The 13,257-nt window shown below is 51.0% G+C and carries 12 protein-coding genes; 7 read left to right on the forward strand and 5 right to left on the reverse strand.

Annotated features, from left to right (window positions below):
* The first annotated feature begins 5 nt into the window (after positions 1 to 5).
* Positions 6 to 1,694 (forward strand): PTS fructose transporter subunit IIBC, encoded by a 1,689-nt coding sequence (gene fruA / locus WHR59_RS07900; RefSeq protein ID WP_043016975.1) that lies wholly within the window; start codon positions 6 to 8, stop codon positions 1,692 to 1,694.
* A 146-nt stretch (positions 1,695 to 1,840) separates the two neighbouring features.
* Positions 1,841 to 2,077, forward strand: a complete 237-nt coding sequence (locus tag WHR59_RS07905; protein ID WP_043016974.1) for a YgdI/YgdR family lipoprotein — start codon at positions 1,841 to 1,843, stop codon at positions 2,075 to 2,077.
* Between the two features lie 61 nt (positions 2,078 to 2,138).
* Here WHR59_RS07905 and WHR59_RS07910 read toward each other — a convergent pair whose 3' ends face one another.
* Together WHR59_RS07910 and WHR59_RS07915 are read right to left on the reverse strand one after the other, a co-directional pair.
* The gene (locus WHR59_RS07910; protein WP_043016973.1) at positions 2,139 to 3,437 is read right to left on the reverse strand and encodes an anaerobic C4-dicarboxylate transporter; all 1,299 of its coding nucleotides are present in this window, start codon (positions 3,435 to 3,437) and stop codon (positions 2,139 to 2,141) included.
* Positions 3,438 to 3,513: 76 nt separating this feature from the next.
* Positions 3,514 to 4,233 carry an aspartate/glutamate racemase family protein gene (locus WHR59_RS07915; protein WP_043017952.1) on the reverse strand — a complete coding sequence of 240 codons (720 nt, stop codon included), beginning with the start codon at positions 4,231 to 4,233 and terminating at the stop codon, positions 3,514 to 3,516.
* 353 nt (positions 4,234 to 4,586) lie between these two features.
* Between WHR59_RS07915 and hypT the strand changes: the two genes are divergently transcribed.
* From hypT to WHR59_RS07935, 4 genes are all read left to right on the forward strand, one after another.
* Entirely contained in the window at positions 4,587 to 5,498 is a 912-nt protein-coding gene (hypT, locus tag WHR59_RS07920; RefSeq protein ID WP_100194950.1) for a hypochlorite stress DNA-binding transcriptional regulator HypT, read from the forward strand.
* Positions 5,499 to 5,801: 303 nt separating this feature from the next.
* Complete coding sequence (locus WHR59_RS07925) at positions 5,802 to 6,743, forward strand: pseudouridine kinase (RefSeq protein ID WP_047409937.1); 942 nt, start codon at positions 5,802 to 5,804, stop codon at positions 6,741 to 6,743.
* Entirely contained in the window at positions 6,731 to 7,666 is a 936-nt protein-coding gene (locus tag WHR59_RS07930; RefSeq protein ID WP_043016971.1) for a pseudouridine-5'-phosphate glycosidase, read from the forward strand. Before WHR59_RS07925 ends, WHR59_RS07930 begins: the two co-directional genes overlap by 13 nt.
* Before the next feature lie 96 nt (positions 7,667 to 7,762).
* Positions 7,763 to 9,013, forward strand: a complete 1,251-nt coding sequence (locus WHR59_RS07935; protein WP_043016970.1) for a NupC/NupG family nucleoside CNT transporter — start codon at positions 7,763 to 7,765, stop codon at positions 9,011 to 9,013.
* A gap of 43 nt (positions 9,014 to 9,056) precedes the next feature.
* Here the strand turns inward: WHR59_RS07935 and WHR59_RS07940 are convergent, their stop codons facing one another.
* From WHR59_RS07940 to WHR59_RS07950, 3 genes are all read right to left on the reverse strand, one after another.
* The gene (locus tag WHR59_RS07940) at positions 9,057 to 10,145 is read right to left on the reverse strand and encodes a sugar kinase (RefSeq protein ID WP_047409940.1); all 1,089 of its coding nucleotides are present in this window, start codon (positions 10,143 to 10,145) and stop codon (positions 9,057 to 9,059) included.
* 2 nt (positions 10,146 to 10,147) lie between these two features.
* Complete coding sequence (gene nfo / locus WHR59_RS07945) at positions 10,148 to 11,005, reverse strand: deoxyribonuclease IV (protein ID WP_043016968.1); 858 nt, start codon at positions 11,003 to 11,005, stop codon at positions 10,148 to 10,150.
* A gap of 71 nt (positions 11,006 to 11,076) precedes the next feature.
* On the reverse strand, positions 11,077 to 12,126 hold the full coding sequence (locus WHR59_RS07950; RefSeq protein ID WP_043016967.1) for a YeiH family protein: 1,050 nt from the start codon (positions 12,124 to 12,126) through the stop codon (positions 11,077 to 11,079).
* 244 nt (positions 12,127 to 12,370) lie between these two features.
* On the opposite strand from WHR59_RS07950, the gene yieE reads away from it, so the two are divergent.
* Positions 12,371 to 13,252, forward strand: coding sequence for a DNA-binding transcriptional regulator YeiE (gene yieE / locus WHR59_RS07955; RefSeq protein WP_043016966.1), 882 nt, complete (start codon positions 12,371 to 12,373; stop codon positions 13,250 to 13,252).
* Positions 13,253 to 13,257 lie beyond the last annotated feature (5 nt).

Genomic DNA, 13,257 nt, shown 5'->3' on the forward strand with positions numbered 1-13,257 from the left:
GCATAATGAAAACGCTGCTGATTATTGACGCTAATCTCGGCCAGGCTCGCGCTTACATGGCGAAAACCCTGCTTGGAGCGGCGGCGCAGAAAGCACATCTGGAAATTATTGATAATCCTAATGACGCCGAACTGGCAATTGTTCTGGGCGACACGCTTCCTGCCGACAGTTCGCTGAACGGCAAAAAGGTCTGGCTGGGCGACATTGGTCGTGCGGTAGCGCATCCGGAACTCTTCCTCAGTGAAGCGAAAGGCCATGCAAAACCTTACAGCGCCCCGGTTGCGACAGCGCCTGTGGCCAGCAGTGGTCCAAAACGCGTGGTGGCGGTGACGGCTTGTCCGACCGGCGTTGCCCATACGTTTATGGCCGCTGAAGCTATTGAAACAGAAGCGAAAAAACGTGGCTGGTGGGTGAAGGTTGAAACCCGAGGTTCTGTTGGCGCAGGCAATGCCATTACGCCGGAAGAGGTGGCTCAGGCGGATCTGGTGATTGTAGCGGCTGACATTGAAGTTGATCTGGCGAAGTTTGCCGGAAAACCCATGTACCGTACTTCTACTGGTCTTGCGCTGAAGAAAACCAAGCAGGAACTGGACAAAGCGCTGGAAGAAGCAACGCCGTACCAGCCAACCGGTAAAGCACAGGCTTCAGCAACTGAAGGTAAGAAAGAGAGCGCGGGTGCGTATCGTCACCTGCTGACAGGCGTGTCCTACATGCTGCCGATGGTGGTTGCTGGCGGTCTGTGTATTGCACTCTCATTCGCTTTTGGTATTGAAGCGTTCAAAGAGCAGGGGACGCTGGCAGCGGCGCTGATGCAGATTGGCGGCGGTTCAGCTTTTGCGCTGATGGTGCCAGTTCTGGCGGGTTATATCGCGTTTTCTATCGCTGACCGTCCGGGTCTGACGCCAGGTCTTATCGGTGGTATGTTGGCGGTGAGCACCGGTTCTGGCTTTATTGGCGGGATTATTGCCGGTTTCCTTGCCGGTTATGTGGCGAAGCTCATCAGCACGAAGCTGAAACTCCCACAGAGTATGGAAGCGCTGAAACCGATCCTGATCATTCCGCTGCTCTCAAGCCTGGTGGTGGGTCTGGCTATGATCTACCTGATCGGTAAACCGGTAGCCGGCATTCTGGAAGGTCTGACCCACTGGCTGCAAACCATGGGTACAGCGAATGCGGTACTGCTTGGGGCGATTCTTGGCGGCATGATGTGTACCGACATGGGTGGTCCGGTTAACAAAGCGGCGTATGCTTTCGGTGTGGGCCTGCTGAGTACGCAAACCTATGCGCCGATGGCGGCCATTATGGCGGCAGGTATGGTGCCTCCGCTGGCGCTGGGTCTGGCAACGCTGGTTGCGCGTCGTAAATTCGACAAAGCTCAGCAGGAAGGCGGTAAAGCTGCGCTGGTGCTGGGCCTGTGCTTTATCACCGAAGGGGCAATCCCGTTCGCTGCCCGTGACCCAATGCGCGTTCTGCCTTGCTGTATCGTTGGCGGCGCGATTACCGGTGCCATCTCGATGGCGGTAGGGGCTAAGCTGATGGCGCCACATGGCGGTCTGTTTGTGCTGTTAATCCCTGGTGCAATCACGCCGGTGGTAGGATACCTGCTGGCTATTATTGCCGGTACGCTGGTCGCCGGTCTCTCCTACGCGGTGCTGAAACGCCCGGAAGCAGAGGTTATGGCAAAGGCAGCCTGATTAAACGTTGATAGCCGGGGCAGAGACTTCTCTGCCCCTTTTTTATGCATTTACCCATACCGTTGCAGCATCGCCACAATAATCCATCCAGCCTTAAGCAAATTCGATAAAGTGCCCTTAAATCAAACTGATCACGGAAATCGAATATGAAAAAAACGCTCATTGTTGCCTCTCTGTCACTCGCGACACTGCTGCTTACGGGGTGCTCAACCACCTGGGTGATGACAACAACGTCAGGTTCAACGATAGAGACGCAAGGAAAGCCTGAGCAAGACTCCGGGACAGGACTGACAAAATACGCTGACGCCTATGGCTATCACCGCGTGATTAAGAGCAGCGATGTGAAGCAAATAGATAAAGGTAAGACGGTTTTGATGTGGTGAGCTGGCCAGATATGTAATCATTCAGGGGGCGAAATTTATTCGCACCCCTGGATCAAACGGGTCAGGCAATCATTGGCGCGATGATAAAACCAAAGGCAACGCCCGCGATGATCCCACCAAGCCCTGGCAACATAAACGGATGGTTTAAGACATACTTACCCACGCGCGTTGTCCCGGTGGTGTCGAACTCCATGGCCGCCAGCGAAGTGGGGTAAGTTGGTAGAACAAACACGCCAGTTACTGCTACGTAGGAAGCCAGAATCGCCCATGTGGGTACGCCGAGCGCGACGGCGAGAGGGATAATCAGCGGCGTGGTAGCTCCCTGCGAATAGAGAAGCGCGCAGGTACCAAACAGCACCAGCGCCAGCAGCATTGGATAAGCCCGTAGAATATCGCCCGCGATATCCTTAATTCCCGTTAAGTGGGCATCAATGAAAGTTGTGCCCAGCGTAACAATCCCCAGAATGACCGCCAGCGAACTCATACCCGCACGGAACGTGGATGTCAGGACAATCGCGTCGGTTGATGTTTTGCACAGCACCACCATCAGGCACGCGGCAGCCAGCATGCAGATAATGATAATATCCCGGGTATTCATTGGGTTACCTGCATCGAATCCGGGGCGTAGTTGAGGACATGCGGCAAGAATAACGATGACGACCGTTGCCAGCATAAACAGGGCGACTGATAATCTGGCTCCCGGCGTGGTGCTGTTCTGCCCTTCATATTTACGCACCAAACCTTTTTGCAAGCGCTCCAGATAGACTTCATCATCCTGTAGTTCGCATCCCTGACGTGAGGCGATAAAAGCGGCGACCATCGCGGCGACAAACGAGGCTGGCAGACATACCGCCATGACCTGAATAAAGCTGACGCCGTTGCCTTCCATAATGGTCAGCATCGCCGCCATTGCGGCACTGATCGGTGAACCGGATATCGCCACCTGAGAGGCGACTACGGATCCTGCGAGCGTACGGGAAGGGCGGATACCTGACTCTTTGGCAACTTCGGCAATTACCGGCAGAGTCGAAAAGACGATAAATCCTGTTCCCGCCATAATGGTCATCGACCAGGTGATGATCGGCGCAATAATGTTGATATACTTAGGATTACGACGCATGAAATTACCGGCAACGCGAACCAGATAATCCATACCTCCGGCGGCCTGTAGCGCTGATGCCGCCACTACCACTGTCATAATAATGAGAATAACGTCAACGGGGGGAGAACCAATTTGCAGCCCAAATCCCAACGTTAATATAGCCAGTCCCAGTCCGCCACATAAACCGATACCAATTCCGCCGAGGCGGATGCCAAAAAATATTGCGCCCAACACTACGATAATTTCCAGCCAAATCATAATGGCCTCCGCCAGAGAATAATTCGTTATTAAAATGGATGTTTATTTAATGCAATAATTAACCATGTGTTGGCTTTCATTGTGCCAAAAGATGATTTTTGCCAACGCGTTTCTCGTACCATTTAATACCGGCACGAACTAACGAACCGGTTGAGTCAATATATTTTTCAGGTGACGTTTTGATTGCTTCAGCAAGTATGACGGGAACTTCAGTACATCCCAGTACGATGACTTGTGCACCGCGTGAGAAGAGTGCTTGAGCTTGTTCATTCATCAATACTTGCGCCCGCTTAGCATCACCGGCCTTTAAGCAATAGATGCTTTCCATCACTTTTTCCTGACTGGCAGAGTCAGGACTGATGCAGGTTAGCCCAAGAGATTCAATGCCTTTTTGATAGAGGCCCATGTACAATGTGGCGTTGGTGGCGAGCAGTCCGATACGCGTTTTTCCACAGTTTTTAACCTCGTTGATGGTCGTTTCAACGATACTGAGCAGTTCTGTATGGCAGCACTCTTTTAATTCATTAAACCAAAAGTGGGCGGTATTACAGGGGATCACAATACACTCGGCGCCAGCATCTTCGAGTTTATGCATATAATCGCGCATGGCCGGAAGTGGGGAATGACCATGATGCATTAACGCATCGGTTCGGTCAGGTATGTCCGGGATAGAGGAAATAATTAACGGGATATGTTCCTGGTCGCGCTGTGCTGCAGTAAAAGTAACGAATTTATTAAATAGATCGACCGTTGCAGCAGGCCCCATACCACCTAATACGCCAATTAAACCTTTCACAATATATACCTCAATTTCACCGATCATTAATATTCAGAGCAGGGGTGTGTCTGTAGATAATGTTTAACAGCAGTGAGACGTGAGGAGAAATGCAATAATGTATGGTTTAATGCAAAAACCGCATAGCTGCGATTTGTTTTGCCACCTCTGCAGGCTGGTTTTGAGCCATAGGCCTGACGTATTGCGGTGGAGAAGCGATTGTGGCCGATTGGGAGAGAAACATGTTAATGTTAAAAACGAAGGTATGATGCAAAAAACGAATCACCAGGTGCTGTTGATGAATGTCATCCGCGCAAATATTCAGGCATGATGCTGAAGACTCATTGGCATATTTAAATATCTGTGTGACAGGCATGAAAAACATTGAGACAAAATGGTTATATGACTTTCTGACGCTGGAAGCGTGTCGTCATTTTTCCCAGGCGGCTGAGGAGCGCAACATATCTCAACCGGCATTTAGCCGGAGGATCAAAGCGCTGGAATCTGCCGTGGGTGTACTGCTTTTTGATCGCACGACGAGCCCACTGCAACTCACGGAGGAGGGCAAGCTATTCCATTCGCAAACCCGTAGCTTGCTGCAACAGCTGGAGTGCAATCTGGATGAGCTAAGCGGCCACAATCTGCTTGGGGTACCCAATATCAAAATAGCGGCAGCACATTCTTTGTCACTGACGATGTTGCCCAGATTAGTGCACTCAATGGCGGCCTGGGGGGAGGAGTTTGTCTGGCACGTCGAAGCTATTGATGTGGTTCAGGCGGTGAATACTCTGCGCGAGGGAAAAAGTGATTTTATTTTCTCCTTTCGGGATGAGGACTTAATGCAGTCACCTTTCTGCGGCTTGAAGGTTTTTGAGTCTGAACTGTATCCCGTATGTGCTGCTGATGCGCAGGGTCAGGCGTTGTTTGATATCTATCAGCCGCAGGCGCCGATTCTGAATTATACCAGCACATCATACATGGGAAGATTGGTAAACCGTCATCTGGCGGAAGTGGGCGGTATCTCAGCTCGTACGCTGTTTATGTCCTCAATGAGTGAGTTATTGAAAAATATGGCATTGGATGGGCATGGTATCGCCTGGCTGCCGGCATGGACTATCGTGAACGAACTGCGTGATAAGCGGCTGGTTTGTCTGCAGACGCCGGAGTTGATGGTGCCTATTCAGGCTTACATTTACCGGATGGATACCCGGTTAAATAAAACCGCAGAGCACTTCTGGCGGATTTTGTACAACCATATGCCGGAAGATTTGGTTTCGCTTACCTGATATGCGCCTGTTCACCGGGCACACCTGAAAAATCTCCGGTTATGCCGGAGTGATACTTTTCATCCTGCTTAATATGTGTACTACCTCTCATTTTCTCTCCTCCTGACAAACTGTATCTATAAAAAATTGTGATTCTGTTCATATCTATTGGTTTTAGGTCTTGCAGATGGATTTACTTTATCAAAAACACGCTTAATATGAACATATGTTCGATAGTGAACATTTGCTCTAATAACCTGGTGTGTGGCGTTGGTTATTTTTAACGAACTCATTTGTGGCAAGTTAATTGCCAGGGGACGTGCTATGCGTGAAAAGGAATACATAGTAACTATTGGCTCGGCCAATATGGATGTTGCCGGGTGTTCGCATGCTTCTCTAAATTATGCGGATTCGAATCCAGGGAAGATAAAATTCACCCCAGGAGGCGTTGGGCGTAACATTGCACATAATCTCGCGCTATTGGGTAAAAATTCCTGGCTGCTAACGGCGGTTGGTAATGATTTTTACGGGCAATCGTTATTGGCGCAAACCAATCAATCCGGAGTTCATGTTGATAAGTGCCTTATCGTTTCCGGAGAGAATACATCCAGTTATTTATCACTGCTTGATAACACCGGCGAAATGTTGGTGGCCATTAATGATATGAGCATTACCGAACATATTTCAGCAGCGTTTTTATCGCAGCATTATGATTTTATTCGGCAGGCGAAAGTGATCGTCGCCGATTGCAATATCAGCGAAGACGCCATGGCATGGGTACTGGAAAATGCCGGGGATGTTCCGGTGTTTGTTGACCCTGTGTCGGCATGGAAGTGCGTCAAAATTCGCGAGCGTCTGGGACAAATCCACACCCTCAAACCAAACCGCCTTGAAGCCGAAACGCTGAGTGGTATTGCGCTTTCCGGGCGTGATGACGTTGGCAGCGTCGCCGCGTGGTTTCACGATCGCGGCTTAAATCGGCTGGTGCTCAGCATGGGGGGGGACGGCGTTTATTACAGCGATATTACGGGGAATAGTGGTTGGTCGCCGCCGATTAAAACTCACGTCATTAATGTTACCGGGGCAGGCGATGCAATGATGGCTGGACTGGCTTCCTGCTGGCTAGACGGTATGCCTTTTATTGATTCGGTTCGATTTGCTCAGGGTTGTTCATCAATGGCGTTAGCCTGTGAATATACCAATAACCCTGATTTGTCTGTTGCGAATGTTAGCTCAATAGTGGAGAACACAGAATGTCTGAATTAACTCTTTCCTCTGAATTATTACAAATATCTCCAGAAGTACAGGAAGCATTAAACAGTAAAAAACCGATTGTTGCACTTGAATCAACCATTATTTCTCATGGTATGCCATTCCCGCAAAATGCCCAGACAGCGATTGAAGTAGAAGAAACTATTCGTAAGCACGGAGCAGTTCCTGCAACCATTGCTATTATTGGTGGGGTAATGAAAGTTGGTTTAAGCAAAGATGAAATTGAATTGCTTGGAAGAGAAGGTCATAGCGTTACTAAAGTCAGCCGTCGTGATTTACCGTTTGTGGTCGCGGCAGGAAAAAATGGTGCAACGACTGTTGCCTCAACCATGATTATTGCCGCACTGGCTGGAATTAAAGTATTTGCAACGGGAGGCATTGGTGGTGTTCATCGTGGTGCTGAACATACCTTTGATATTTCTGCCGATCTGCAAGAACTGGCTCATACCAATGTCACGGTTATTTGTGCAGGAGCGAAATCTATTCTTGATCTCGGTTTAACGACCGAATATTTAGAAACTTTTGGCGTGCCATTAATTGGATATCAGACCAACGCGTTGCCGGCATTTTTCTGCCGTACCAGTCCGTTTGAGGTCAGTATCCGTCTGGACAGCGCAAAAGAGATTGCCCGAGCGATGGCGGTGAAATGGCAAACGGGTCTTGACGGCGGTTTGGTTGTTGCGAACCCAATCCCAGAACAGTTTGCGATGGCAGAGGAGAAAATAAATGCGGCAATCGATCGGGCGGTAAAAGAAGCGGAAGAGCAGGGGGTTGTGGGCAAAGAGAGTACGCCGTTCCTGCTGGCGCGAGTTGCGGAGCTGACCGGTGGTGACAGCCTGAAATCAAATATTCAACTGGTGTTCAACAACGCGGTACTGGCCTGTGAAATTGCGAAGGAGTATCAACGTCTCGCCTGACAGAATTTTCCGGGCAGCATGCGGTCGCCCGCGAATATCAAACCTACCAAAACCTGGCGATAACGCCGGGTTTCCTGGCATTAAGGGAATTTCATTATGGATATAATGAGAAGTGTAGTGGGTATGGTGGTATTACTGGCCATCGCGTTTCTGCTGTCAGTAAATAAAAAGCGTATTAGTCTGCGTACGGTCGGAGCAGCACTGGTACTGCAAATTGCAATTGGCGGCATCATGCTGTATTTCCCACCGGGAAAATGGCTGGTTGAACAGGCCGCTCTCGGTGTCCACAAGGTGATGTCATATAGTGATGCGGGTAGCGCATTTATCTTTGGCTCCCTGGTCGGGCCAAAAATGGATGTGTTGTTTGACGGGGCCGGGTTTATCTTCGCCTTTCGTGTGCTCCCGGCCATCATTTTTGTGACTGCATTAATCAGTCTGCTCTACTACATTGGCGTGATGGGGCTGTTGATCCGCATCCTCGGCGGTATTTTCCAGAAAGCCTTGAACATCAGTAAAATCGAGTCATTTGTCGCAGTTACCACGATTTTCCTCGGGCAAAACGAGATCCCGGCAATCGTGAAACCGTTTATTGACCGGCTGAATCGCAATGAGCTGTTTACCGCTATCTGCAGTGGGATGGCCTCGATTGCTGGCTCAATGATGATTGGTTACGCTGGAATGGGCGTTCCGATTGACTACCTGCTGGCGGCATCGTTGATGGCAATCCCGGGCGGTATTTTGTTCGCGCGTATGTTGAGTCCGGCAACTGAAGAATCCCAAGTCACCTTTGAGAATCTGTCATTTACTGAAACTCCGCCGAAAAGCATCATCGAGGCAGCGGCGAGCGGGGCGATGACCGGGCTGAAAATTGCCGCTGGCGTGGCGACGGTAGTGATGGCATTTGTCGCCATTATCGCACTGATTAACGGCATTATCGGCGGGATTGGCGGTTGGTTTGGTTTTGGACACGCCACTCTGGAAGGGATCTTTGGTTATGTATTAGCCCCGTTGGCGTGGATTATGGGGGTGGACTGGAGCGATGCGACGCTGGCAGGTAGCCTGATCGGACAGAAACTGGCAATCAACGAGTTTGTCGCGTATCTCAACTTCTCACCGTATCTGCAAACCGGCGGGACACTGGATGTGAAGACCATTGCGATTATCTCGTTTGCACTGTGCGGTTTCGCTAACTTTGGTTCGATTGGCGTTGTTGTCGGCGCGTTTTCGGCGATAGCACCCCAGCGAGCCCCGGAAATCGCGCAGCTTGGAATGCGGGCGCTGGCAGCAGCAACGTTGTCAAACCTGATGAGCGCCACCATAGCCGGTTTCTTTATCGGTATAGCATAGCGAGAATCATGCCGGATAAGCGTAGCGCCATCCGGCATGACATTTAAGCTGTTTGTAGCAAATACAAGGCGTTATCTGCTGAGAGGGTTGGGTTGTTGATACTGACGCTGGCTCGCGATAGCGCCGCGCAGGCCATGGCAAAGTGAGCGCTTTCACGAAACTCGCTCCCTTCCAGAAAGCTGTACAGTAATCCCGCCATAAATGCGTCATCGGCGCCAAAACTGTCTACAATCGTATGCTCAGGAGGGGTCAGTAAAAATTGTTCCCCGTCCTTTTCGCTGCAAAACACGGATTCATCTTCCAGGCAGACAAAGATCCGTTTTACCCCCTGTTGATGGAGACTATTGACGGCCAGTATGCGATCGGCATCTGAATAGATAGGTTGCCCCCACAGAATCGCCAGCTCTTTTTGCGTGGGTTTCAACGTATGAATGCGCGTAAACCAGGTCTTCATTTTTGCCGCTTTGAACTCTGAAACGGTGTCAATGAATACCGGAATATCATCAGCTATAGTGAAGACCCACTCAATGGCTTCGGCGGTGAGATTGCAATCTGCCAGTACAACACCGGAATGACGAATCAAATCTCGCGAACCGTTCAACAACTGCGGCGTCAATTGTTGCAGGATATGGGTATCATTGATTGCCAGTACGGTCTCTTCCTGCTGATTAGCGATCGACAGGTAAGTTGAGGTGTTATGTCCATGCAGACGTATGCAACTGGAAACGTTAACACCAGCCTGACGCGTTTGTTCCAGCAATGTTTCGCCATAGAAGTCACTGCCAACAGCGGAAATTAAGTGGACATCACGACCCAGCAGCGCCAGGTTGTGGGCGATGTTACGCCCTACGCCACCTGCCGAGCAGTGAATGCTGCCAGGGTTAGAGGCAGCCTGAGGATAATGGATGTCTGCCACACCACGAATATCCATATTGATCGCCCCAACAACCACGCAATAATCCTGTTCGGTAAGGATATAACCTTTACCTTTGATCATACCTTTACGCATTAAATCCATAATATGCGCAGCGACGCGTGAACGGCTTATCTGCAGAATATCGGCGATTTCATTCTGCTGAATCAACGGATTGCGACGCAGGATCTTAAGGATCTGCTTTTCCCTGTCGTTCATGATTATGCCACCGCTTTTTCTGTTTGCTGGGCTTTCAGCCAGGCAATCTCTTCTGCCCAGATATCCGGATTAATGGTTTCCAGTACCAGCGGAATGCCGTCAAAACGATTGTCCTGCATGATCCAACGGAAGGCATCGTGGCCAATATTGCCTTCACCTAAGCTGTGGTGACGGTCAACGCGACTGCCAAATGCGCTCTTGGCGTCGTTCAGGTGCATACCGCGCAGATACTTAAAGCCGACAATACGTTCAAATTCCGCAAACGTCTTTTCGCATTCCTCGGCGGAACGCAAATCGTATCCGGCGGCGAAGGCATGGCAGGTATCAATACAAACGCCGACACGGGATTTATCTTCGACGCCGTCGATAATGGCGGCAAGGTGCTCAAACTTAAAGCCAAGATTACTGCCCTGTCCGGCGGTATTTTCGATAACCGCCGTCACCCCCTGAGTCTGAGCGAGGGCGATGTTGATGGATTCGGCAATGCGCGCCAGACATTCATCTTCAGGGATCTGCATCAAATGGCTGCCCGGGTGAAAGTTCAGCAGGGATAAGCCAAGCAGTTCACAGCGCTGCATTTCATCGAGAAACGCATCGCGGGATTTTTCCAGCGCTTCGCTGACCGGGTGACCGAGGTTAATCAGGTAACTATCGTGAGGCAGGATCTGGGCGGAAGTATAGTGGTACTTCTCGCAAGCGGATTTGAAATCATCAATGATGTCGGTGGTCAGCGGCGCGGCACGCCACTGGCGCTGATTTTTGGTGAACAGGGCGAATGCGGTCGCTTCGATTTCTGCGGCTCGAATAGCGGCGTTAGCCAGACCGCCAGCGGCGCTTACGTGCGCTCCGATATATTTCATAAATTTAACCCGCCATACTCAAATACAAAAAGGGAGAGTATAGCGGGTTAATGGAGGTGAGTCGTGATCGTTTATGCCATCAGGGCGTGGACAGCGACGTTAATCGCAGCACCACCCACAATCAGCCAGACAAACAGCAGCAGGGCCATCAGTAACGGTTTGGCACCGGCTTTTTTCAGCGCGCTAACGTGAGTGGTCAACCCCAGGGCAGCCATCGCCATTGCCAGCAAAATAGTGTCCAGCGTTACCAGCATGTTCACTACCGACTGCGGCAGCAGGTGGAACGAGTTAAAAATCGCGACCACAATGAACAGGATGGCAAACCATGGAATGGTGATTTTGCTCTTCTCACCGCCTGTGGCCGGAGACAGTTGTTTTACGCGAGCGGCCAGGAGGATGAGGAACGGTGCCAGCATCATGACGCGCAGCATTTTGGCAATAACCGCGGCGTTTTCCGCATCCGGGTTAATGGCGTGCCCTGCAGCCACTACCTGTGCCACTTCATGCATGGTGGAGCCAATGTAAATGCCGTAGGTTTCTGGACTAAACCAGTGCGCCAACAGCGGATACATCGCCGGATACAGGAAGATAGCGATGGTACCGAAGATCACCACGGTAGCGACAGCGACGGTTACCTTACTGGCTTCCGCTTTCACCACCGGTTCGGTTGCCAGCACGGCGGCGGCACCACAAATGCTGCTCCCCGCGCCAATCAGCCAGCTGGTGTGGCGGTCCAGACCAAACACTTTCTGCCCCAGGAAGCAGGCAATCATAAAGGTACTGCTTAGCGTTAACACATCAATCACGATACCGCTGACGCCGACGTCAGCAATTTGCGCGAAGGTGAGGCGGAAACCGTAGAGGATAATCCCCAGACGTAATAAATGTTGTTTAGCAAACAGCACGCCGCCGTCACAGCTTTTCCAGATGTGCGGATAGACGGTGTTGCCGAGAACCATCCCCAACAAAATTGCTAAGGTGAGGGCGCTGAACCCGGCACCTGCGACGGCGGGAATGGATCCACCCCATAAGGCGACCCCAGTGATAACTGCACTCAGGGCGAGCCCCGGAATAAAATGCCACGCTGTACGACGATGAGTCTGCAAGGTGAGTTCTGTCATATCCTTCTCCTTTATCTGGGTAAAAGAGTACGGCGAAGTGGTTTAAAAATAAAATTGATTATATATTTATAATTAATCTATATAAGTGGTATACCCGCCATACTTCAAGTTGCATGTGCGTTGGCTGCGCTCGTTCACCCCAGTCACGTACTTAAGTACGCTCCCGGGGATGCTCTCTCTTGCCGCCTTCCTGCAACTCGAATTATTTAGGGTATAAGTAACGGATATCCGGTGGAAAACGACTATGCATATCACCCTGCGACAACTTGAAGTGTTTGCTGAGGTACTAAAAAGCGGCTCAACGACCCAGGCGTCTGTCATGTTGGCATTGTCGCAGTCGGCGGTGAGTGCGGCGCTAACCGATCTCGAAGGGCAACTTGGCGTGCAGCTGTTTGACCGTGTCGGCAAACGGCTGGTGGTCAACGAGCACGGGCGCTTGCTTTATCCACGCGCGCTGGCGCTGCTTGAGCAAACGATCGAAATCGAACAGCTTTTTCGCGAAGATAATGGTGCTATTCGGGTCTACGCCAGTAGCACTATTGGCAACTACATTTTGCCCGCCATGATCGCCCGTTATCGCCAGGATTTCCCTGATTTGCCGCTGGAGCTTAGCGTGGGCAACAGCCAGGACGTAATCAATGCGGTGCTGGATTTTCGGGTAGACATTGGGCTGATCGAAGGGCCGTGTCACAGCACGGAAATCATCTCTGAGCCGTGGCTGGAAGACGAGCTGGTGGTGTTTGCCGCACCCTCGTCACCGCTCACAAAGGGGTCCGTTACGCTGGAACAGCTGGCGGCTTCGCCGTGGATCCTGCGCGAGCGAGGATCGGGTACGCGCGAACTGGTGGATTACCTGCTGCTGTCCCATCTGCCGAGATTTCAGATGGCAATGGAGTTGGGTAACTCGGAGGCCATTAAGCATGCGGTGCGCCATGGTCTCGGGATCAGCTGTTTGTCGCGCCGGGTTATAGCGGAGCAGTTACAGGCGGGTACGTTGAGCGAAGTTCCTGTGCCGCTGCCGCGTTTAGTCCGCACTCTCTGGCGCGTTCATCACCGGCAAAAACATATCTCTAATGCCATTACGCGTTTTTTACATTACAGCGACCAGGTAGAACTGGGCGATTAAAGCGC

This window comes from Citrobacter europaeus (genome assembly GCF_037482245.1).
Lineage (GTDB): Bacteria > Pseudomonadota > Gammaproteobacteria > Enterobacterales > Enterobacteriaceae > Citrobacter > Citrobacter europaeus.

Excerpts from the sequence above, each read along its gene's own strand:
- fruA (WP_043016975.1), top strand. The coding sequence starts at position 6 with ATGAAAACGCTGCTGATTATTGACGCTAATCTCGGCCAGGCTCGCGCT.
- WHR59_RS07905 (WP_043016974.1), top strand. The coding sequence starts at position 1,841 with ATGAAAAAAACGCTCATTGTTGCCTCTCTGTCACTCGCGACACTGCTG.
- WHR59_RS07910 (WP_043016973.1), bottom strand. The coding sequence starts at position 3,437 with ATGATTTGGCTGGAAATTATCGTAGTGTTGGGCGCAATATTTTTTGGC.
- hypT (WP_100194950.1), top strand. The coding sequence starts at position 4,587 with ATGAAAAACATTGAGACAAAATGGTTATATGACTTTCTGACGCTGGAA.
- WHR59_RS07925 (WP_047409937.1), top strand. The coding sequence starts at position 5,802 with ATGCGTGAAAAGGAATACATAGTAACTATTGGCTCGGCCAATATGGAT.
- WHR59_RS07930 (WP_043016971.1), top strand. The coding sequence starts at position 6,731 with ATGTCTGAATTAACTCTTTCCTCTGAATTATTACAAATATCTCCAGAA.
- WHR59_RS07935 (WP_043016970.1), top strand. The coding sequence starts at position 7,763 with ATGGATATAATGAGAAGTGTAGTGGGTATGGTGGTATTACTGGCCATC.
- WHR59_RS07940 (WP_047409940.1), bottom strand. The coding sequence starts at position 10,145 with ATGAACGACAGGGAAAAGCAGATCCTTAAGATCCTGCGTCGCAATCCG.
- nfo (WP_043016968.1), bottom strand. The coding sequence starts at position 11,005 with ATGAAATATATCGGAGCGCACGTAAGCGCCGCTGGCGGTCTGGCTAAC.
- WHR59_RS07950 (WP_043016967.1), bottom strand. The coding sequence starts at position 12,126 with ATGACAGAACTCACCTTGCAGACTCATCGTCGTACAGCGTGGCATTTT.
- yieE (WP_043016966.1), top strand. The coding sequence starts at position 12,371 with ATGCATATCACCCTGCGACAACTTGAAGTGTTTGCTGAGGTACTAAAA.